The sequence below is a fragment of the Nostoc edaphicum CCNP1411 genome (assembly GCF_014023275.1).
Classification (GTDB): domain Bacteria; phylum Cyanobacteriota; class Cyanobacteriia; order Cyanobacteriales; family Nostocaceae; genus Nostoc; species Nostoc edaphicum_A.
In genome coordinates, this window is sequence record NZ_CP054698.1 from 1,740,601 (window position 1) to 1,761,753 (window position 21,153).

The 21,153-nt window shown below is 40.9% G+C and carries 14 protein-coding genes; all 14 read left to right on the top strand.

What is annotated here, in order from left to right; translation table 11 throughout:
* Positions 1 to 1,271: 1,271 nt before the first annotated feature.
* Positions 1,272 to 4,349 (top strand): peptidase domain-containing ABC transporter, encoded by a 3,078-nt coding sequence (locus HUN01_RS10000; protein WP_181931129.1) that lies wholly within the window; start codon positions 1,272 to 1,274, stop codon positions 4,347 to 4,349.
* Between the two features lie 68 nt (positions 4,350 to 4,417).
* Complete coding sequence (locus HUN01_RS10005) at positions 4,418 to 5,965, top strand: beta-barrel domain-containing protein (protein ID WP_181931130.1); 1,548 nt, start codon at positions 4,418 to 4,420, stop codon at positions 5,963 to 5,965.
* A 78-nt stretch (positions 5,966 to 6,043) separates the two neighbouring features.
* A complete protein-coding gene (locus tag HUN01_RS10010) occupies positions 6,044 to 6,826 on the top strand; it encodes a peptidylprolyl isomerase (RefSeq protein ID WP_181931131.1) in 783 nt (260 codons plus the stop codon).
* Between the two features lie 465 nt (positions 6,827 to 7,291).
* Entirely contained in the window at positions 7,292 to 7,597 is a 306-nt protein-coding gene (locus tag HUN01_RS10015) for a hypothetical protein (protein WP_181931132.1), read from the top strand.
* A gap of 428 nt (positions 7,598 to 8,025) precedes the next feature.
* Entirely contained in the window at positions 8,026 to 10,992 is a 2,967-nt protein-coding gene (locus HUN01_RS10020) for a tetratricopeptide repeat protein (RefSeq protein WP_181931133.1), read from the top strand.
* 192 nt (positions 10,993 to 11,184) lie between these two features.
* Positions 11,185 to 14,397 (top strand): beta strand repeat-containing protein, encoded by a 3,213-nt coding sequence (locus HUN01_RS10025; RefSeq protein ID WP_181931134.1) that lies wholly within the window; start codon positions 11,185 to 11,187, stop codon positions 14,395 to 14,397.
* 189 nt (positions 14,398 to 14,586) lie between these two features.
* A complete protein-coding gene (locus HUN01_RS10030) occupies positions 14,587 to 14,937 on the top strand; it encodes a hypothetical protein (protein WP_181931135.1) in 351 nt (116 codons plus the stop codon).
* Between the two features lie 48 nt (positions 14,938 to 14,985).
* A complete protein-coding gene (locus HUN01_RS10035; RefSeq protein ID WP_181931136.1) occupies positions 14,986 to 15,432 on the top strand; it encodes a nitrogen fixation protein in 447 nt (148 codons plus the stop codon).
* A gap of 65 nt (positions 15,433 to 15,497) precedes the next feature.
* Entirely contained in the window at positions 15,498 to 15,932 is a 435-nt protein-coding gene (locus tag HUN01_RS10040) for a Nif11-like leader peptide family RiPP precursor (protein WP_181931137.1), read from the top strand.
* A 42-nt stretch (positions 15,933 to 15,974) separates the two neighbouring features.
* Positions 15,975 to 16,367: a hypothetical protein gene (locus tag HUN01_RS10045; RefSeq protein ID WP_181931138.1), complete on the top strand. Its 393-nt coding sequence runs from the start codon at positions 15,975 to 15,977 to the stop codon at positions 16,365 to 16,367.
* 67 nt (positions 16,368 to 16,434) lie between these two features.
* Positions 16,435 to 17,700, top strand: coding sequence for a nif11-class peptide radical SAM maturase 3 (locus HUN01_RS10050; protein ID WP_181931139.1), 1,266 nt, complete (start codon positions 16,435 to 16,437; stop codon positions 17,698 to 17,700).
* A 3-nt stretch (positions 17,701 to 17,703) separates the two neighbouring features.
* Positions 17,704 to 17,868 (top strand): hypothetical protein, encoded by a 165-nt coding sequence (locus tag HUN01_RS10055; RefSeq protein WP_181931140.1) that lies wholly within the window; start codon positions 17,704 to 17,706, stop codon positions 17,866 to 17,868.
* Between the two features lie 113 nt (positions 17,869 to 17,981).
* Positions 17,982 to 19,265: a calcium-binding protein gene (locus HUN01_RS10060; protein WP_181931141.1), complete on the top strand. Its 1,284-nt coding sequence runs from the start codon at positions 17,982 to 17,984 to the stop codon at positions 19,263 to 19,265.
* Positions 19,266 to 19,736: 471 nt separating this feature from the next.
* On the top strand, positions 19,737 to 20,978 hold the full coding sequence (locus HUN01_RS10065; protein ID WP_181931142.1) for a calcium-binding protein: 1,242 nt from the start codon (positions 19,737 to 19,739) through the stop codon (positions 20,976 to 20,978).
* Positions 20,979 to 21,153: the final 175 nt, after the last annotated feature.

Sequence of the window (21,153 nt, forward strand, 5' to 3'; positions counted from 1 at the left end):
CTTAAAGGTTTCATATATCAATGGTTGTAAATATATTTTTTCTGTTAAAGACTATCTACTAGATGATTAAAAAAAAAAATACATTAAGAAAGTCCTAAATTCTTCCAATTCCAAGTTGATCGGTGTAGACTAATGATGTCTAGTGATGTCAATATGATGTTTGAAGATCTTTTTTAATCACTTGCATTTATGACACTACCGGAGGTATGATATAAACTTGAATGACTTGCTAGATGTTCCCCTAAAGATAATAGACATGGCTGCCAAAAGATTCGCTGTAGAATCTTGCAAGCCAACTTAAACAAGTATTGTTTAAGTGAGATTTTTCCTGATTAGTAAAATCTCTAAAAATTATGATGTGCTTTTAGGATTTTTATAGTCCTCTAATTCTTGTAGCCTACCCAAAGCTAGTTTTTCAGTGAGTGATTGAGGTTGCACCCTTGAAACTGAGGCTATCCCGGAGGCTCTCCCCTAGACTCGCAAAACCCTAGGGGAATAACACCGGGCACTAATTGCACATTGTGTAAATCTCTGATTAACCCTACAAGGCTAACCAGATATGTAGTTGTGGCTTTTTTGCTGTCAGGCTTTGGTCACACAACTGCAATGGATTAACTTTGCCCATAATTTACGACTCAATGCAATTTATACAATTATGTCACACCATTTTAGTCAAGACAAGGCTGTTAAAAAATTAGGAATGCCTGAAATCGGTATTTTAAGGCTATTTACGAGTTAGGTCTTGTTCAAGAGCCTGAAAAATAATCTTCAGCCAGGACGAACTCTTGGCAGTCAATATCTGGAAAGAATTTTGACAGTTGGTGATTGATAACTGGAAGAATTTCCATAGCTATCGCTGCATCTACCAAATTTTGATCTGAAGATAAATCCTCTTAATCATCAATTACAGACGCCGCTGATTGTCAAAATGAGCGAATCATAAGGGTGTCGAGTATGTTGATGCAATTAGTTGATGTTTGCCTAAGTCTAGCTAAACAAAGCTTTAGCTCAATTCTTTGGCATTCACATTAGTGATTGTCACATCAACATTGATCACATCAATTACTTGGCTTGGTGCAACGAGCAAGGCTGTCCACCAAACAAAAATACCTTGTATTTAAGAGAAGGTTTTTACCCTGCTCTTTCCTCCCAACATTACTTTAAGGAGGTTTAGGGTTTCCTCAGTGAAATTACGGCATTCAAAAATATTTTTTATTAACTTTTGTATCTGATTCAGGTTGATAACTAAATTCTGTTGCGGAGAAGAGAAAATGCCACCAGTGCTTTATGAGCAACATCTGGGTGAAAGGCTGTTGTACACCTTGGGTGCAAAGCTTTCAGAAAGAGAATTACAAAACTTCCTGGCAGAAATGGAGATTGTGGAGCCACCAGTAGCAAAGCAGTTCTGGCAATCTGCACAGACTAATCCTGGTATCTACATTATCCTCACAGGTAAAGTCAGACTGTTGGATAGCTCTGAGAATTTAATCACTACCTTTGATGCATGGTCTTGTTTTGGCGAATTGACTCTGTTTCCCGAAGCTAACTTTAGTCCTTATGTAGTCAGAGCTTCAACAGGCTTAAAACTTGGCTATTTCAGACAAGAGGCATTGCAAATATTAATAGAGAAGTATCCTAGCATTCGCGATCGCCTATTTGCCCGTGCAGAACTTTGGGATTTGCTGTTGTTATGTCGCCAAACCTCACAATTACCGTGCCATACATCACAAGTTCCAGGGATGCTCAGAGCTTTATCTCTGTTTGAGCGACACCAACTAGATCCTGGCTCTGTCAGTCCCCAAATATCCCAAGATTCGCAACTGTGGCTATTGTATGGAGGTCAACTGCGGCATTCTCAAGGCCATTCTTTGACACCAGGCACTATCTTTGCACAACCAGAACAAGGTGATTGGCAAGCAACGCAACCAACGATTGCTTATATTCTGAAAAACGACCAGAGGCAAACAGCACTACAATACTTCCCGGAGTTAGGAAACTGGGGACTGGGGACTGGGGATTGGGGACTGGGAACTGGCGACTTGGGACTGGGAGCTAGGGAAAAAACTTTCCAATCTCCAAAATCCAAAATAATTCCTTTTCCCCAACGAGAGAAGCAGTCACAACAACAGCCAAAAAAATCAAATTTTTATTTTCCCAGTCCAAAGGTGCAAGTGGGGCATTGGTGGAAACGCCTCACTAAAAGCTATCCCTTTTATGCCCAACAAAGCGCAGCCGATTGCGGCTCTGCTTGCTTGGTGATGGTTGGTAAGTATTGGGGCAAGCATTTTAGTATCAATCGCCTCCGGGATATGACCAACGTTAGCCGCAGTGGTGCATCCCTAAAGGCCATGGCAGCAACAGCAGAAAACCTGGGTTTTTCCACCCGTCCGGTGAAAGCGACTCTTGATAAATTGGCAGAACAACCTTTACCTGCAATTGCTCACTGGGAAGGCAAACATTTTATTGTCGTCTATGAAATCACCAAAAAGCGGGTGATTGTATGTGACCCTGGTCTTGGTCAACGCAGTCTGACAAAAGCTGAATTTCAAGAAGGTTGGAGTGGTTATGCCTTGTTACTGCAACCTACAGCCCTCCTAAAAGATGCTAAAGACGAAACTATTAGTTTCTGGAAGTTTTTTGACTTAATTAGACCTCACCATCGGGCACTAGTAGAAATATTTATAGCTTCAGTATTAATCCAATTATTTGGATTGGTAACGCCAGTATTCACCCAGCTTTTGCTCGATAGAGTACTTGTGCAGCGTAGCGTTACAACCTTAAACGCCATTGGTTTAGGGATGATTATTTTTGGGTTGTTTGGTGTCGCTGTCAATGCTCTACGGCAATATCTTCTATTTCATACTGCTAACCGCATTAGCGTCTCCTTACTCGTAGGTTTTATCAAACATACCTACCGTTTGCCCCTTTCCTATTTCGAGTCGCGTTTTGTTGGGGATATCATCTCGCGCATCCAAGAAAACCAGAAAATTCAGCGCTTTCTCACTGGTCAGACACTCTCTATCTTGCTGGATATGCTGACATTGGTGGTTTATCTGAGCTTGATGTTTTCCTATAGCTGGCGAATGTCATTATTTGTATTGTGTACAGTACCGCCATTTTTTATCTTGGCGCTGGCTAGCACAAGTATTTTGCGCCGGATGTCCAGAGAGATTTTTACTGCTGGTACTCAAGAAAAAAGCTATCTCATTGAATCCCTGAGTGGAATTCGTACCGTCCGTTCGTTGGCAATTGAACAGACCGTGCGCTGGCGTTGGGAGGAACTGCTGAATGATTTGGTCAAAAAAGGCTTTAATGCTCAAATAATTGGTAATCGCCTGCAAATTATTAGTGGCGTCATCCAAACTTTTGTCAATACTGCATTGCTATGGTATGGAGCAACCCAGGTAATTAATGGCGACCTGACTATTGGACAATTAGTTGCTTTCAATATGTTGGTGGGTAACGTCTTGAGTCCTTTCCAACGGCTGTCTATGTTGTGGAATCAATTACAGGAAATTGTGATTTCCACTGAACGCATTAATGACGTGTTGGAGGCGGAACCAGAAGAAGACTTAGAAACTAAGCCCCGGAAGACTTTGGGTAAGCTCAACGGTAATATTCGCTTTCAGAATGTCACCTTTCGCTATCACCCAGAAAGTGAGATTAACGTACTAGAAAATCTCAACTTTGAAATTCAGCCAGAACAGATGGTTGCAGTGGTGGGGCGTAGTGGTTCTGGAAAAACAACCCTCAGTAAGTTGATTTTGGGTTTATATCCACCGACAGATGGCAAAGTATTGATTGATGATCATGACATCACTGCTGTTGCGTTGCGATCGCTCCGTTCTCAAATCGGCGTTGTAGACCAAGATACTTTTCTCTTTGGTGGGACTATCCGCGAAAACATTGCGATCGCTCATCCAGATGCCTCTTTAGAAGAAATTATCCAAGCAGCAAAATATGCCGGAGCCGATGAATTTATTCAAAAACTACCAATGGGTTATGAATCCCAAATTGGTGAAGGCGGCGGTATGCTCTCTGGAGGACAGCGCCAACGCGTAGCGATCGCCCGTGCGTTGCTCGGAAATCCTCGGTTATTGCTGTTTGATGAAGCTACAAGCCATCTAGATTCCGAATCAGAACGAATTATTCAAAACAACCTGAAAACAATTCTTCAAGGACGCACAAGTGTAATCATTGCCCATCGTCTCTCTACAGTCCGCAACGCTGACTTAATCTTAGTTTTAGACCAGGGCGTTTTAGTAGAAAGCGGTACCCACGACGAATTAATCGCCAAAAAAGGTCATTACTACTACCTGAATCACCAACAGCTTGCTCAAACCGGTTGAGTCTAGGAACTGAGGATTTGGGACTACTTTGTTTTTTCACTCCATCTACCTTTATTGGAAATAAAACTATGCCATATCCCAATAGATCATCCCCACTTCCCCAAGATGAGCGGGATGAGTATCAAAGTTACACACAGCAAGAGAAACCTGTAGAAGTTAACGAGGAGACAGAGGCAGAAAGTAACAGTCAAGACTTGTACTACGGTACTGAAGAATTGCTCGATGCCTTACCTCGAATTTGGACTCGTGGTTTGTTGTATCTACTGATAGTATTTGCTGGTCTATTTTTGCCTTGGGCAACTCTATCGCGCGTAGATGAAACTGGCACCGCCAGAGGGCGGATAGAACCTAAAGGTGCAACTCAAAAATTAGACTCTCAGACTGGTGGGAGTGTCAAAGCGGTTCGGGTCAAAGAAGGAGATACAGTCAGAGCGGGTCAGGTTCTAGTAGAACTCGATTCTGATGTCCTGGAAACGGAGTTGCAACAAATCCAGAGCAAATTGCAAGGGCTACAAAATCGGCAATCGCAACTGGAACTGCTCAAAAATCAACTCCTGATGTCAACTAGCCTCTTGGAGCAACAAAGTAAATCCCAAGAATTAGAAAAAATGGCTCAAGTAAACCAGGCACAGCAAGACCTTGATGCCAAATTAAATAGCTATAACCTCCAAAAGTTAGAAAAACAAGCATTAGTTAAGCAAGCAGAGCAGCAGATTTACACCACGCGCAACGATCAGCAATCGGCTAAAACTCGTTTGAGTATAGATTCTAAGCAAGTTGAACGCTTTAGTAAGCTCGTTCAGGATGGTGCAGTTTCTGCCACCCAAATTGATCAACTCAAAAAAGAAGAACAAGAAAGCAAACGACTCTACAACAAGTCTTTATCAGATATAAAACAAGCACAATTGCAGTTAGCAGGAGAGCTAAATCGTTATCAAGTCACTATCAATACGTTGGAGTCTGAGATCGAACAAGCAAAACTCCGGCTGCAAGGGGAACAAAGTAGCTATAAAAGCGTGATGCAGGCAGGCAAACTGGCTGTAATGAAAAATCAAGAACAGCTAAAAGACCTACAAACACAAATAACAGCAGTGCAATCAGAAGTTGCTCAGACCAAGAGCCAGATTCTATCTATCAGACTCCAAATGCAGCAACGAGTGGTGCGATCGCCAATTAATGGGGTGATTTTTGAATTACCCACCACTAAACCAGGAGCAGTAGTCCAACCCGGTCAAAGGATTGCCCAAGTCGCACCCCAAAATGCAGACTTCGTACTCAGAGCAAGTATGCCTAATCAAGATAGTGGTTTCTTGAAGGTAGGAATGCCAGTTAAGGTCAAGTTTGATGCCTATCCCTTCCAAGAATATGGCATTGTCGAAGGGAAGGTTACTTGGATCTCTCCTGACTCAAAAGTAAGCCAAACACCCCAAGGGAACCTCGAAATCTATGAGCTAGAAATCACCTTAGATCAGCAGTATGTCGAAAATGGCAACAAACGTATCCCATTAGGTGCCGGTCAGACAGCAAATGCTGATGTCATCATTCGTCAACGGCGCGTGATTGACTTTGTTCTAGATCCGTTCAAGAAACTGCAAAAAGGCGGTTTAGAGATTTAGTTCAGAGCGATCGGGACTGAGGAAGAGTTTCTCTAATCCCCAATTCCCAATCCCCTTAATTATTGGAGATATCATGTTATGCCCCATAATCTAAACATTTCCAGTTCAGATATCATTCACAGTCTCAAACTCTCTTGTCAGATACCTGATCTAGTGGAAGCAATAGCATCGCAAAGCATTATTGCCGAAACCGCCCAAGAGCTAGGAATTACAGTCACACCAGAAGAATTACAGCAAGAAGGAGATGACTTACGGTTCGCCAAGAAGCTTGTTAGAGCTAAAGAAACCTGGACATGGCTAGAAAAACACCACCTGTCTGTAAATGAGTTTGAAGAATTAGCCTACAACAACGTCCTTTCGCGGAAGTTAGCAAATCATTTATTTTCTGCTCAACTCGAAAAGCACTTTTATGAACGTCAACTAGATTATGTCAGTGCTGTTACTTATGAAGTCGTCTTAGAGGATCGAGATTTGGCTTTAGAGCTTTTTTATGCTCTAGAAGAAGGCGAAGTCAATTTTCCAGAAATTGCTCGTCTATATATCTCAGATCCAGAAGTCCGCCGTGCCTATGGATACCAGGGAATTCGATACCGAAAAGATTTTCGTCCAGAGATTGCAGCCGCCGTATTTGCTGCTACACCACCAGAAGCTCTCAAACCGATTACGACTCCCAAGGGAGTGCATTTAATTTGGGTGGAAGAAGTCATTCAACCCAAATTGGATGAACAGTTGCGCCAAAAAATCATTACAGAATCATTTGCTGGTTGGTTAAAGCAACAAATCAACGCTATGAAAATAGTCACTCGCCTAGACTCGGACGCAAATATGCGATCGCAGGAGGAATTACTAGAGCAGGTTTAAGTCTGTCATTGACCAACACCCAATAGCTAATTAAGTGTCAAATATTTTTATGGCTGACAATCTCCCTTTTTTAGGGTTGATTCTTAGAAATATAAAATATTTGAAATGCCTATTTGCTTCGCTAAAAAGCTAACTTATTTTTTAGCTTTGGTCTTTAAAAAATAAAATTTTGCATTACAAAATTGACATATCTAGAAATTGTTCTAATTTCTAGAAGCTTTTGCTGGTATTGATTAAATTGATCAATGCCATATTTTGCTGTTCTTTTTTAGAGCAGAAAACAAATTATTAAACATGATTATTATTGGCTAAATTCATCTTTTTTCTATAAGTAAATCTAATTAAAAAAACTTTCAAAAACCTATTGACTTTCACTGTAAATCAACTATAGTTAGTACATAGCCAAAAACAACTTGGCTAGCCGAAAAAAGCTAAAAAGATTTACATCATTTCAGGAGAAAATCAATGATTATTGCAGACTTAAACTACTTAGAAATCACCTCTGAAGAAGTTCTTGGCGGTGGCTTTGGTTACGGTTATGGCGATTTCGACATCGACAAAGACGTAGACATCGTTATTGATATCGATGAAACCCTCGATATCGACAAGAACGTAGATGTTGATGTTGTCATCAGCGGCAACCTAGCTACTGCTGAATCAGGCGCTACCGCATTGGGCAACAACAGCTTTGCTGAAACCTTCGCTTTCACCTTCACAAATGATGGTGTTGCTTCTGCTAACGCACTCAGCATATCTGGTACTGGTAACTAAAAATTAAACTCCACTTACAATGAGTATAAACTCTTGCAAGTAGAGTCGGCTCGAAAGCCTACTAGATTCATAAATTACCGAAAGCTCTCTGCTCATTTGAGCTTTCGGTATTCATTTAAACTACACCGTTTAATTTCAAATAATAGTTTCAGCAACAAATTTTTACAAAGCTTAGTCCTCAACCCAACCTATAGTTATGTAAAGTTCGACCGCCCTGAGTTAAAACTCTAGGGTAGTAGCTATGTGTGCGATGTTTCCCTATAACAGCGTCCTGATCGTAAACCCCCCGAAGGTTAGATGAGGATGATTCGTTTTAATATACTAAAAATCAGAATTTTAATCGGTTAAAACCGACTTCAGCTATAGGTTACAGAAACTCAAGTTCCTGGTGGGTGTAGCAATAGAAAGACATATCAGATGTATAAGTTATGACTACACTTCCTGAGTCTCTAGAACTCGCTGTTCAACATTACCAAGCCAAGCGCTTCACCCAAGCCGAACAGGTTTATCGTCAAATTATAGAGGTAAATCCCAGGCAAGCAGAGGCACTATATGGCTTAGGTATGCTGGCGCAACAGCAAAAAGAATATCAAAATGCAGAATCATTTTTCCAAGCAACCTTACAATTACAGCCAGAAGTAGCGGCAGTACACAACAGCTTAGGGTATAGTTTACAACAGCAAGGTAAGCTAGAGGATGCGATCGCCTGCTATCAAAAAGCACTGGAATTTCTCCCCGACTGCATAGAAGTGCAAGCAAATGTCGGTAATGCTCTCCACCTCCAAGGAAAGCTGTCATCGGAGGAAAAAATTTATTATGCAGACTTAAATCAGCAATTTGCTTTAGGCAGGCAAAACGCGGGTGATTTGAGGATTGCAGAGTTATACTATCGGCAGGCTATTGCATTGCAGCCAGATTTAGTATTAGCTCATAATAATTTAGGAGATGTGCTTCAAAAACAGGCACGGTTAGATGATGCCATCAAGTCTTACCAACAGGCAATAAAAATTCAACCAGACTCTTTTTATGCCTATCACAACTTAGGGCATACTTTGCAGCAAAAAGGTAAGCTGAAGCAAGCAATAGCAGCATATCAAAAAGCGTTAAATATTAAACCGGATTTGGCATTAACCCATAATAATTTGGGAAACATTTGGAAGAAACTCAACAAATTTGATGCTGCTATTGAATCTTATCAAGAAGCAATCAAACTTCAGCCTGATATAAATATCATCCATTACAATTTAGGAACTGTTTTCAGACAAAATGGCAAATTAGAGTCAGCAATCAGAGCATTTGAGCAAGCTTTAAAAATTACCCCAAATTATGCTCCTGCTAAATTGGGTATTTGTATTAGCCAGCTACCAATTATATATTCTAGTGTTGATGAAATTGAATTCAGCCGTAATCAGTATCAACAGCATTTGCAAAATTTAGCTGAAAGCTATCAATTAAGTCAACACGAAGAACGAGCAAAATCATCTGAAGCTGTGGGCACATTACAGCCTTTTTATCTCGCATATCAAGGTTTAAATGATCGAGATTTACAGCGAACTTATGGACAAATGATTTGTCAGATCATGTCGAGTCGCTATACCCAATGGAGCAAACCGCTGGTTCTCCCGAACTTAGATAAAAATGAAAAGGTTCGGGTTGGTATTGTCTCTAGATTTTTCTGTAATCATTCTAATTGGAAAATCCCTATTAAGGGTTGGGTAGAAAATCTCGATAGAAGTGAATTTGAAGTATTTGGTTATTATACTGGAACAACCAAAGATGATTCAACAATCAAAGCCTCTCAAGTTTTGGATAAATTTGTTCAAGGCGTTCGCTCAATTGAACAATGGTGTGATGCGATAACTGAAGATAAATTACACATCCTGATTTTTCCAGAATTTGGAATGGACTCAATGACTGTACAAATGGGTTGCTTAAGACTAGCACCAATTCAAATGACATCTTGGGGGCATCCTGATACTAGTGGTCTACCAACTATTGACTATTACTTGAGCAGTGATTTAATGGAATCAGCAAATGCTCAAGAACACTATACAGAAAAGCTAGTTAAACTACCAAATTTATCTATTCATTATACACCTTTGGCAATTAAACCGCAAGCAATTACGAAGGCAGATATAGGTTTAAAAGAAGATGAAATTCTCTTCTGGTGTTGCCAATCTTTGTATAAATACTTGCCCAATCATGATGATGTGTTCCCCCTAATTGCGAAGGAATTGGGGAATTCTAAGTTTGTATTTATTAAACATGAGAGTGAAGAAGTTACAGCAGTTTTTCGCCAGCGTTTAAACCGTACTTTTGAAGAATTAGGGCTGAATTACCAAAATCACTGTTTATTTTTGCCTCAGATGAAGAGTCAGACTTTTGCTGGTACTACAGCCTTAGCTGATGTCTTTTTGGATAGTATTGGATGGTCTGGATGTAACTCTACTTTGGAATCTATCGCCCACAATATTCCGGTTGTTACTTTACCAGGAGAACTGATGCGGGGACGACATTCTCTAGCCATCTTGAAGATGATGGGTATAGAAGAAACGATCGCCTCCAATAAAGAAGAATACGTAAAAATCGCTATCCGGCTGGGGAAAGATGCTGAATATCGTCAATATATCTCCCAGCAAGTCGCAGAAAACAAACATAAACTATATGGCGATTTAAAACCAGTCAGAGCGCTGGAAGATTTTATTTTGCAGCTGGTTAATAAATCCAGAAAATTTGACACCAAAGATGTTACTGAAGCTTTTAAAGTTGCAGTTCAACATCATCGAGCTAATCGCCTGGATGAAGCAGAACAGTTATATCGTCAGATTATCGACAAACAGCCAGATTATGCAGAAGCATTATATGGGTTAGGAATGCTGAAACAACAAAAATGTGCATTCGAGGAAGCAGAGAAATTCTTGAGTGTAGCTTCTCAAGTTCAGCCTACCTCTGTAAAAATTTGGTTTAGTTTAGGCAATTTTCGTCAAAATCAAGGGCAATTGCCAGAAGCTGAAGTAGCTTACAAAAAAGCTATTGCTCTCCGACCAGATGCAGGGACAATTTACAATAATTTGGGCTACACCTTGCAACAACAAGGTAAGTGGGAAGAAGCGATCGCATCTTATCAAAAAGCTCTGGAATTCCAACCCAACTGCACAGAAGCAGATGTCAATTTAGGGAATGCGCTTTTTGCCCAAGGAAAGCTTGCAATAGAGAAACAACCTTACTATGCTCAACTCAACTATAAGCTTGGCATTGCTCGCCAACAAGCAGTTGATTGGAAAACTGCTGCTCTTTACTATCGAGCTGCGATCGCACTACAGCCAGATTTGGTAGAAGCTCATTATAACTTAGGGGTGGTACTGCAAAAACAAGGAGAGATAAAAGCAGCGTAGGCGTAACCCTCAAAAAGCTTTAGAGTTCAATCCTCAACATGGGGAAGCAAACATGAATTTAGAACAGATTTACCAAACTCAGCACCAAGAACTTATCCAATCTAAGTCACCATAAATTTGGATCAGACAATTAATTCAACTTAATCGGAAAACTCGAAAAATTTAAAGTGAAAAATTAAGGAGATAAAAATTATGGTTTTCAGACGAGGAAATAGTAGCAATAACTTACTTGAAGGAACTGCTGGAGAAGATCAGCTCTATGGAAGTTTTGGGAACGATACTTTATTAGGGTTAGGAGGAAATGATTTACTTCAGGGCGACCAAGGAAACGATTCCTTAGATGGTGGCGCTGGTAATGATCTCCTCTTTGGTGGTCTTGATAGTGGTAGTGACACCTTATTGGGCGGAACGGGTAATGACTTCCTGGATGGAGGAAGTGGCAACGATAGTCTAGATGGTGGCGATGACGATGACACCATTCAGGGTGGCCAAGGTAATGATACGATTCGCGGTGGGACAGGGAATGATGTCCTCTCAGGAGTCAGTGGCAATAATTTCATCGATGGCGGTGACGGTAATGACTTTATCCAAGGGGCTAGTGGTAGCGACATTAATGGCGGTGGCGTAGATACACTGCGAGGCGGTGCAGGAGAAGATACCATCTTGGGTAATGGACAGAGTGACCTGCTCTACGGCGAGGATGGTAATGACTTCCTCGATGGTGGTGGAGATAATGACCTCCTTGATGGCGGCATCGGGGATGATTCCCTTGATGGCAATATTGGTAATGACACTCTGGCTGGTGGAGCGGGCGCTGACAACCTGAATGGTAACAGTGGTACTGATTTAGTGGATTATTTATCCAGTACAGCCGCAGTCAATGTCAACTTAGCGACTGGTAGCGCTAGCGATGGATTTGGCACTACTGATACATTGATCAATATTGAAGATGCTGCTGGTTCTGACTTCAACGATATCTTAATTGGCAATACGGGGAATAACCGTCTCATCGGAAACGCCGGTAATGACAGTCTGGATGGAGGCGCTGGTAACGATACTCTAACTGGGGGAGCAGGTAATGACACCCTCAATGGAGGTGCTGGTTTTGATCGGGTAGATTATTCCTCCAGTACGGCAGCTGTCAACGTTAACCTTGCCACTAGTATCGTCAGTGATGGGCTTAGTGGCACTGATACGCTGCTTAACATTGAAGAAGTTGTCGGTTCTGCTTTCAACGATATTTTAATTGGCAATACGGGCAATAACTTCTTTATCGGTGGGACTGGCAATGACAGCATTGATGGCGGTGCTGGTACTGACCGGGTAAATTATTCTTCCAGTACAGGGGCAGTTGTTGTTAATCTGACGACTGGTATCGCCAGTGATGGCTTGGGTGGCACCGATACGCTACTCAATATTGAAGATGTCACTGGTTCCAGTTTCAACGACACCTTAATTGGCAATACAGGGAATAACGTCTTTGTTGGAGGGGCTGGCAATGACTCCATTGATGGTGGTGCTGGTACTGACCGTGTGGATTATTCCGGCAGTACAGGGGCAGTTGTTGTTAATCTGACGACTGGTATCGCCACTGGGGGGTCTAGTGTTGGTACTGATACCCTAATTAATATTGAAGATGTCATCGGTTCCACATTCAACGACAACCTGACTGGAAATGCTGCAAATAACGTCTTCGTCGGCGGGCCTGGTAATGACACCATTGATGGTGGTGATGGTACTGACCGGGTTGATTATTCCTCCAGCATTGCAGGAGTCACCGTTAACTTAGCAACTGGTACTGCTAGCGATGGGTTTGGGGGAACGGATAGCCTGACCAATATTGAAGAAATCGTTGGTTCTAGCTTTAATGATAGTCTGATTGGAAATACCGCAAATAACCTTTTTGTGGGAGGGGTTGGTAATGACACCATTGATGGTGGTGCTGGTACTGACCAAATTGATTATTCTTCCAGCGTTGCAGGTGTCACTGTTAATTTGAGTTCAGGTACCGCTAGTGATGGATTCAGTGATACTGATACATTGTCCAACCTAGAAAACGTAGTTGGTTCCAATTTCAACGACAATTTGACTGGAAATGCTGCTGCTAACTTGCTCAATGGTGGCATTGGCAATGATACGCTGACTGGTGGTGCTGGTAATGATACACTGACTGGTGGTGCTGGTAGCGATCGCGCTGATTATGCCTCTAGTACCTCAGCAGTCAACGTTGACCTCACAGCAGGTACAGCCAGTGATGGATTAGGCGGCATTGATACCCTAATCGAAATAGAAGAAGCTTTGGGTTCAAGTTTCAATGACACCCTCACCGGCAATACAGCCAATAACTTCCTCAGTGGCGGGTCTGGTAATGACAGCCTGGATGGAGGTGCTGGCAATGACACCGTTGTGGGAGGCGCTGGTAACGATACCTTAAATGGTGGTATTGGAAGTGACCGAGCAGATTATTCTTCCAGTTTAGGGGGAGTGATTGTTGACTTAGCTACTGGTACAGCTAACGATGGACTCGGTGGTACTGACACACTAATTAGCATTGAAGAAGTTGCAGGTTCAAGTTTCAACGACACCCTCACCGGCAATGCAGGTAACAACCTCTTGATTGGAGGTGCTGGCGATGACATTATTAACGGCGGCGATGGCAATGACTTCATTGATGGAGGTGCTGGTAATGACATTATTGATGGCGGACTTGGTACCGACCAAGTAGATTATTCTTCCAGTACAGCGGGTATTGTCGTTGATTTGGGAACCGGAACTGCTAGCGACGGATTTAGTGGTACGGATACACTCGCCAACGTTGAAAATGTGACTGGCTCTGCCTTCGCAGATAGGATAACTGGTGACGCTGGCAATAACCTCTTAATTGGAAATGGTGGCAATGACACCCTAATTGGGGGTGCTGGTAATGACACCCTAATTGGTGTCGGAGCTAGTAGTCGAACCGGTACAGTTACCGTTGGTACTTCAACGTTTGCAATTAGAGGATTCCAAGAGGTTGATATCTTAACTGGTGGAACCAATAATGATCGATTTATTCTGGGAGGTAGTAATGAATTTTACTATCTGGGCAGTGGTACAACTGATGCTGACATTGCCATTATCGGTCAGGAAACCAGTACGACTGGAATTTTTGCAAGAGACTTTAATGCAGGTGATTTGATTCAAGTGCAAAAAGGCTTAGGCTTCATCTATAGAGTCGAGCAAGTAGGTGCTAATACATTTATTTTCGGGACTAATGCCGTTAGTACGTCGCCATCTTTCCTTGATTTAATAGGAGTTGTAATTGGAACGTCCCTCAGTGAAGTCGCAGGTACTTTACGAGATCAGACTAACGCTACTCTTACATTTCGTGGTCAAATTAGTGGAGTTGCCCAATGGTTCAGTTAGAAACCATGCTTTTAATGTCTAACTAGAGCAAAAATTTCACCGTCGGACTTGATATCACAACTCAAATAATGCCAATCAAAAGATAAAATTAGTCAATTCTCAATTGTTTGGTTTTAACAGTTTTGTAAATCTGCTCGATTTGCAATATTCCCTATATAAAACATAGTCACAACTTAAGAGGAAATCAAAATGGAGACAAACAAAAAAGCCAACCAACAAATGGAAATAAATGACCTAATTGCTGATGCTGTTACTAATGCAGTGACACGAAGAGAGTTATTAGAAACAGAAGAGGCTTTGTTAGGTTTATCTGAAGAAGAAGCCGCAGGGATTATGGGTGGCTTAACCTCGCAAATTACAGATACAGAGTTGAAGAAAATTGACCTATTGTGTCCACCAACTGTAGTTGGGCTGATTGCATTACCTGATGATGAACCAGTTGTTTATCCAACAACTAAACTTCCAGTGAAGGGGATTTGTCCCCCTCTTGTAGTTGGGCTGATTGCATTACCCGATGACGAAAACTATCAACTTTCCTAACTCTTAGCCTTCAAATTTTAAAATACTCTTTCGGTGGAGGGACAATTCATGGAAGACATTACTACTGTTCAGACTACCCTTTGCCCAAGTGCTAGACCCGAATCTGTGGATGGTGTTGTCTTTGGTATAGTTGCTGGAGCGATCGCAGCACCTCGTGTAGCTTATCTCAAACAGCCTCTACCCATCACAGATGAAGTGATGGCAAAAGCTAGCCCAGTTACACCCGCCGAAATTTTTCGCACGGCCGCATCCTGCGCGGAATCGGGTTGTCAGCATTTTGACGGCAAAGACTGTCGTCTCGCAATGCGAATTGTAGAGAAATTGCCCGCAGTAGTAGAGCAGCTACCACCTTGTTCTATCCGCCGAGATTGTCGCTGGTGGCAGCAAGAAGGTAAAGCAGCCTGTATGCGATGTCCGCAAATCATCACAGATAACTATTCTTCATCTGAGCAGTTACGTCAAGCAGCAGATCCTTCTATATATTTGCAGACTTGATGATTACTGGAAATACTGGCTGACTTTTACACCCCAAAATTGATATCAAAGGAGACAATAAAAATATGTCCTTAGCAATTTTTGAGAAAGTTAAAGAGTTCCTTGTCAGAATAGTCAAAGACGAAGCTTTCCGCAGTCAACTCATGAGCGAGAAAGCTGAAGAAGTGAAAAAAGCTTTAGAAAATGGTGGCTATAACTTTTCTCAAAAAGAATTTGAAACAGCTGCTATCCAAATATTGGAATTAAAAGAGCTAGGCGAATTTCACGATCTCAGCGAAGAGGAATTGTTAGGAGCTTTTGGTGGCTTGACAAGAATCAGTGATAGAATTGTCCAGCCACTATATGGGGTAATATACTGGCCTCCCGAAGATGAGTATCCACGTCCATGGCCAAAACCAAAGCCAATTGACCCACAGCCAATGTATGGCATAGTAATTGACCCACTTGATCCGCCTCTACAACCAATGTATGGAGTAGTTATTCCAGAAGAACTAGCATAGCCTAATCAAAGAATTAAATTTCAGGGTGCAAAGTTTAAAGTAATGTCAAAAAAAGTTCATTATCTAAGTATGCGAATAGTTGATTTACCCTATTTAGAGAATGTTCCCAAAGACGAGTTGATTCTAGGTTCTGGTGGAGTGAGCGTGACATCTGAGGCATTCGCTTTCGGTTCCGAAAGTTACCTTTTTGTTAGTGCAAATAGTAGTGCTACATCTGGGTCATACGGTGATTTTACAGAAAATGCAACAGGAGTAGCTGGAGCATTTGGCGATAATGTTATAGCTACTGTAACAGTCGCAATTGATGGTAATCCGGTGATTGAGAAAACATCCTCTAACTTGTTGCAAAATACTGCTGTTGAAAGTGGTTTTGTAACCGTGATTAGTTTGCCCTCCAAGCTAACTTTTTACGACTTGTGGAAAAATTTATTTTGAGAATTTTCTAAGTCCTGATTTTCCGTCGGTTCAAGTCAACTTCTAAAACCGAGATTAGAGTTAATTTATGACATATCATCGCAAAAGCTACGCAGTTTGGGAAATTACCTTAAAATGCAATCTAGCTTGTAGTCACTGTGGTTCCCGCGCCGGACATGAACGCACCAAGGAACTCTCCACAGAGGAAGCTTTGGATCTTGTCAAGCAAATGGCAGAAGTTGGAATTAAAGAAGTTACTCTTATCGGTGGTGAGGCATTTCTGCGTCCAGATTGGCTAGACATTGCCAAAGCTATCAATGATGCAGGGATGCTATGTGGTATGACTACCGGCGGTTATGGCATTTCGTTAGAAACTGCAAAGAAAATGAAAGAAGCAGGGATTCGGACTGTCTCTGTTTCTATTGATGGCTTGGAAGCAACTCATGATCGTCTGCGGGGAAAGAAAGGCTCTTGGAAATATGCATTTAAAACCATGAGTCATCTACGAGAAGTAGGTATTTCCTTCGGTTGCAATACTCAAATTAATCGCTTGTCAGCACCAGAGTTTCCGCGCATCTATGAGTGCATTCGTGATGCAGGTGCCCGTGCTTGGCAAATTCAGCTGACTGTACCAATGGGAAATGCAGCCGACAACGCAGACATCCTTCTCCAACCCTATGAACTGTTGGATATTTATCCGATGATCGCCCGTGTCGCGGGACGTGCTTACCAAGAAGGTGTACAACTCCAGGCGGGAAATAATATTGGTTATTACGGCCCTTATGAACGGCTGTTGCGGGGACGGGGTAAGGAGCATGAATTTTCATTTTGGCAAGGTTGCGGTGCAGGACTCTCCACTTTGGGAATAGAAGCTGACGGCGCGATTAAAGGTTGCCCTTCGTTGCCAACTACCGCTTACACCGGTGGTAATATTCGAGAGCGATCGCTGCATGACATTATTGAAAATACAGCCGAATTGCGCTTGAATCTGGGAGCAGGAACACCTGAAGGTACAAAACACCTGTGGGGCTTCTGTAAAACCTGCGAATATGCCGAGCTTTGTCGTGGGGGTTGCAGTTGGACTGCCCATGTTTTCTTTGACAAGAGAGGTAATAATCCTTACTGCCATCATCGCGCTCTTATTCATGACGCACAAGACCTGCGGGAGCGTGTAATTCCCAAGGTGAAAGCTAAAGGTCTACCTTTTGATAATGGTGAGTTTGAGCTAATTGTCGAACCTATAAACACTCCTTTGCCAGCAAACGACCCATTACGATTTAGCGCTGACAGCATTCAGTGGACTGAAAGTTGGCAGCAACAACCCGAAGTTTCTTACTCGCTAGCGAGGCAATAAATCATGGCAGAAAATTCAGAAAAAACAACAGACCTAGATTTATCATCATCTGAAGACTTAGAGAAAATACCCCTGCTTCCACGTTCAGCTTGGAATAGTCAATTAGCTTATTTAAAAGTGCTGTTAAAAGCGAAGCAAGTCCTCGATAAATCAATACAGTTCAGATAAGACCAAAACATTTGTAGAGACGGCGATTTATCGCGTCTCGAAAACTACAAAATAATTACTCCCTAAATATTTACACATTAAATTGTTTATTAATAAGATAAACAGAGAATTATATGTCAACAATAGCTACACTTTCGGACTTATTGACTCCCAGTCTAAATCTCGATGTCGATTCCACTCTCACTCTCAATTACTATCGAAATCCCGATCCTAATCCCAGTCCTAATTTTGTTACTGCTCAAGGGGGTACTATTTTTTCCAATTACAGTCAGAGTCCTTCAGCGATTTTGACTACTGCCCAAACGGACACATTAGTTCAAGGTGGCGTTGCTTTAGCTATTGCTGAAGCTCAAGCGATTTTTTTAAACAATGATCTAACTTTTTCAGCCCTCTTTACTGATACTAGTATTACTGGATTAAGTGGTCAGTTTACAGGTAGTGCCGACAGTGAAACAAGGGTACTTGCTAGTTTTAGAGTTGGTGCTAATCAAAGCTTTTCTTTTGATTTTTCAGCAGATTTAGCACTGACGGCTAAAGAAATTGAAAATTCCAGAGTTGAATATAACAAAGCTCAGTCTAAAAGTACTTTTTTAGTGTTAGACACCACAGATATTAATAAGCCAAAACTTTTAGACTATTTTGGCATTCAGGGTAGCTTAATATCTTCTAATCAAATCGGCGATCTGATCCTTGGTAATAGTCGCAATATTACGATTAACAGTCGTGATAAAAGTTCCGATATTAATGGCAACAATGGTACTGACTTCCTCAATGGTACTGCTATTGGAACTTATCGGCGGAATTTTACTAGCAATACCAATATAACTGTAGTCGAAATTAATATCAGTGCCGTTGAATTGGCAGGAGACACTTTAATCGGCAATCTGGGTAAAGATGTTATCTATGGAACGATTTGGAACGATAATCTAACAGGAACCAACGGTGCGGACAAAATTTATGCCAGCTTGGGGAATGATAAGTTATATGGAAAAAATGGTAATGATAACCTCGATGCTGGTCAAGGTAATGATTGGCTCGATGGCGGCGATGGCAATGATTCACTCTATGGCAGTTTTGGCAATGATATCCTGATTGGTGGTAGTGGTAATGATGTCTTAGTTGGTGGTGATGGTAATGACACATTTATTTTCAAACGTGACGATACCTTGCTTAGAAATGACTTTGATGTTATTAAAGATTTCCAGGTTGGTATTGATAAGATTGTATTCAATGATTGGGGTTACATTAATACTAGCCTATGGTTAAAACTAGGTAATATAATAGATACTGAAAATGGTGCTGTCCTCAAATTAAATTCTCTCTTGAATCAAGAAACAATACTAATCTCAGGTGTGAGTGCTAGTCAGATTAACTCTCAATCAATAACATTTAGTTAAAGCTAATTAATTTCTAGGAAAACTACTTCTATCCTGGATGATTATCTCTTAATAAAGTAGGGCTGTTTCTTTTGCTAAAAGGCTCTGATTTAAAAGCTTATAAGTCAACTAGTCGCCGCGATCGCACTCCTTACTAAAATTATTGGTAGTACTCTTTACTAGATAATAGTAAATTGTGAAAAATATGTTCTTTATTCAAAGCCTCTTCCAGAATTTTGAGGAGTAAAAACTAAGTCACCAAATCTTTAGTCCCTAGTCAATAGTCTTTTTAACTAAAGTTTAATAGCTACTAAATTTTGTTAAGTTATAAATCAAGTTATATAAAGCAAATATAAATTATTAATTTTAAAGTCTGGAGAGCTAAGTAATACCGAAGATAACTGTGAAACTTTGATGAAGTCAAATATTTGTAACACGTTAATGTAGTAGCCTATTACAGAAAACCCACATAATAGGATAAGCAGAGGTTTTATGTCATCAGAAACTATATTTTTACAATCAACTGCTACAAATCCAAACCCAAACCCTAATTTTGCTAACGCTCAAGGATCTGCTGTTTTCTTCAACTATAGTCAAAGTCCTTCAGGAACTTTAACTCAAGCTCAGACTGACACATTAGTTAAAGGTGGTGTGACTTTAGCTATTGCTGAAGCTGGAGCAACTTTTTTTGACAATGATCCAGCTTTTTCAACATTATTTACTGATAGTAATGGCATTGGGTTAGATGGTTCTTTTTCGGGAAGTGCCAATAGCAAAACAAAGGTGGTCGCTAATTTTGCTATTGGCGCTAACCAAACTTTCTCTTTCGATTTTTCCGCAGATTTATCACTGTCAGCTAAAGAAATTGAAAATCGTGATGCTGAATATAACCAAGCTAGGTCAAAAACCTCTTTCTTGGTACTAGATACCACAAATCCCAATAAGCCGAAAGTCTTAGATTATTTTGGTATTGAGGGTAACTTAGTTTCCTCTAAAGAAATTGCCAATTTAAGGCTTGCTGGTAGTCGTAATGTTAATCTCATTAATCGCGAGAAAACTTCTGATATTGATGGTGACAATGGACAAGACTCGCTAACAGGAAATGCTATTGGTCGTTATCACAATAGGTTTAAGAAAAGTACCAACATAACGATAGTAGAAATTAACGTCAGTGAAGTTAAATTTTTGGGAGATACTTTAATTGACAACTTGGGACAAGATGTTATTTATGGCACGATTAAGAATGATAAGCTGAAAGGAAGCAAATTTGCAGATAAGATTTATGGCAGCTTAGGTAATGATTGGCTAGATGGAAAGAAAGGTAATGATATCCTCGAAGGTGGTCAAGGTAATGATTGGCTATATGGGGGCGACGGTAATGATAAACTTCATGGCGGTTGGGACAATGATACTTTAATTGGTGGTTGTGGTAGTGATATTTTGGTTGGTGGCGAAGGTAATGATAAATTTGTTTTCAACCGTGGCGATAGCTTGTTCAAAGGTGAGTTTGATATCATTCAAGATTTCGAGGTTGGTATCGATAAGATTGTATTTCAGGGTTGGGGTAAGGTGAATACTGGACAATGGTTAAATCAAATGTTCTCTCAAGGGCGAATAACCGATACAAATGATGGTGTTATTTTCGATTTTAATACTGGAATAACTCAAGGAAAATTACTGCTTTCAGATGTGACTTCTAACCTAATTACCTCTGACTCAATAACGTTTATTTAGGAATCATTGCAGGGCAAATGTATCTAAATTAGAGAAATACTTTTCCCACAATGGTCTCAGTATTGGAAAATCAATGCTATCTTATCACCAAAATCTTTGTTCAGTAAGTGTTTCATAAATTAGGTGCATTTACCCTCTACAACAATTAAATACAAGTAGTAAATACTATAGTTAA

Coding starts and splice junctions, on each gene's coding strand:
- HUN01_RS10005 (WP_181931130.1), top strand. CDS start 4,418: ATGCCATATCCCAATAGATCATCCCCACTTCCCCAAGATGAGCGGGAT.
- HUN01_RS10010 (WP_181931131.1), top strand. CDS start 6,044: ATGCCCCATAATCTAAACATTTCCAGTTCAGATATCATTCACAGTCTC.
- HUN01_RS10020 (WP_181931133.1), top strand. CDS start 8,026: ATGACTACACTTCCTGAGTCTCTAGAACTCGCTGTTCAACATTACCAA.
- HUN01_RS10040 (WP_181931137.1), top strand. CDS start 15,498: ATGTCCTTAGCAATTTTTGAGAAAGTTAAAGAGTTCCTTGTCAGAATA.
- HUN01_RS10055 (WP_181931140.1), top strand. CDS start 17,704: ATGGCAGAAAATTCAGAAAAAACAACAGACCTAGATTTATCATCATCT.
- HUN01_RS10050 (WP_181931139.1), top strand. CDS start 16,435: ATGACATATCATCGCAAAAGCTACGCAGTTTGGGAAATTACCTTAAAA.
- HUN01_RS10045 (WP_181931138.1), top strand. CDS start 15,975: ATGTCAAAAAAAGTTCATTATCTAAGTATGCGAATAGTTGATTTACCC.
- HUN01_RS10065 (WP_181931142.1), top strand. CDS start 19,737: ATGTCATCAGAAACTATATTTTTACAATCAACTGCTACAAATCCAAAC.
- HUN01_RS10030 (WP_181931135.1), top strand. CDS start 14,587: ATGGAGACAAACAAAAAAGCCAACCAACAAATGGAAATAAATGACCTA.
- HUN01_RS10025 (WP_181931134.1), top strand. CDS start 11,185: ATGGTTTTCAGACGAGGAAATAGTAGCAATAACTTACTTGAAGGAACT.
- HUN01_RS10035 (WP_181931136.1), top strand. CDS start 14,986: ATGGAAGACATTACTACTGTTCAGACTACCCTTTGCCCAAGTGCTAGA.
- HUN01_RS10000 (WP_181931129.1), top strand. CDS start 1,272: ATGCCACCAGTGCTTTATGAGCAACATCTGGGTGAAAGGCTGTTGTAC.
- HUN01_RS10060 (WP_181931141.1), top strand. CDS start 17,982: ATGTCAACAATAGCTACACTTTCGGACTTATTGACTCCCAGTCTAAAT.
- HUN01_RS10015 (WP_181931132.1), top strand. CDS start 7,292: ATGATTATTGCAGACTTAAACTACTTAGAAATCACCTCTGAAGAAGTT.